This is a genomic window from Jeotgalibacillus haloalkalitolerans (assembly GCF_034427455.1).
Taxonomy (GTDB): Bacteria; Bacillota; Bacilli; order Bacillales; family Jeotgalibacillaceae; genus Jeotgalibacillus; species Jeotgalibacillus haloalkalitolerans.
Map to the genome: position 1 here is coordinate 1 of NZ_JAXQNN010000014.1, position 910 is coordinate 910.

General features: G+C 52.5%; 8 tRNA genes. All 8 read left to right on the forward strand.

The features are described 5' to 3' along the window. Nucleotides 1-79 precede the first annotated feature (79 nt). Nucleotides 80-155, forward strand: a tRNA-Lys gene (locus UFB30_RS16480). A gap of 11 nt (nt 156-166) precedes the next feature. After that, a tRNA-Leu gene (locus tag UFB30_RS16485) sits at nt 167-251 on the forward strand. A gap of 17 nt (nt 252-268) precedes the next feature. Further along, nucleotides 269-340 (forward strand) — tRNA-Gly (locus tag UFB30_RS16490). An 11-nt stretch (nt 341-351) separates the two neighbouring features. Continuing rightward, a tRNA-Arg gene (locus UFB30_RS16495) sits at nt 352-428 on the forward strand. A 29-nt stretch (nt 429-457) separates the two neighbouring features. After that, nucleotides 458-534 (forward strand) — tRNA-Pro (locus UFB30_RS16500). A gap of 13 nt (nt 535-547) precedes the next feature. Continuing rightward, nucleotides 548-623: transfer RNA gene (locus UFB30_RS16505), tRNA-Ala, on the forward strand. 30 nt (nt 624-653) lie between these two features. After that, nucleotides 654-730 (forward strand) — tRNA-Met (locus UFB30_RS16510). Between the two features lie 10 nt (nt 731-740). Beyond that, a tRNA-Ile gene (locus UFB30_RS16515) sits at nt 741-817 on the forward strand. Nucleotides 818-910: the final 93 nt, after the last annotated feature.

Consider the following 910-nt stretch of genomic DNA (forward strand, 5'->3'; position numbering starts at 1 on the left):
TGTAGCTCAACTGGTAGAGCAACTGACTTGTAATCAGTAGGTTGGGGGTTCAAGTCCTCTTGCCGGCACCAGTTTTCTAGAGCCATTAGCTCAGTTGGTAGAGCATCTGACTTTTAATCAGAGGGTCGAAGGTTCGAGTCCTTCATGGCTCACCATGATTTTTCATGCGGGTGTGGTGGAATTGGCAGACACGCTAGACTTAGGATCTAGTGCCGCAAGGCGTGGGGGTTCAAGTCCCTCCACCCGCACCATAATTTATATGTACCATGCGGGAGTAGTTCAGTGGTAGAACACCACCTTGCCAAGGTGGGGGTCGCGAGTTCGAATCTCGTCTTCCGCTTACTCTATTCAGCGCCCGTAGCTCAATTGGATAGAGCGTTTGACTACGGATCAAAAGGTTAGGGGTTCGACTCCTCTCGGGCGCGCCATAAGAATACATAGAATACCACATAATTGACGGGGAGTAGCTCAGCTTGGTAGAGCACTTGGTTTGGGACCAAGGGGTCGCAGGTTCAAATCCTGTCTTCCCGACCATCTTTTATTCAATGGGGCCTTAGCTCAGCTGGGAGAGCGCCTGCCTTGCACGCAGGAGGTCAGCGGTTCGATCCCGCTAGGCTCCACCATATGTATTTTTGAAGTCACTTTATTTATTGGGCGGCGTAGCTCAGCTGGCTAGAGCGTACGGTTCATACCCGTGAGGTCGGGGGTTCGATCCCCTCTGCCGCCACCAATATAATAAAGGACCTTTAGCTCAGCTGGTTAGAGCAGACGGCTCATAACCGTCCGGTCGCAGGTTCGAGTCCTGCAAGGTCCACCATTTGTCTTACTCACACGGAGGTATACCCAAGTCCGGCTGAAGGGATCGGTCTTGAAAACCGACAGGGGTGTAACAGCCCGCGGGGGTTCGAAT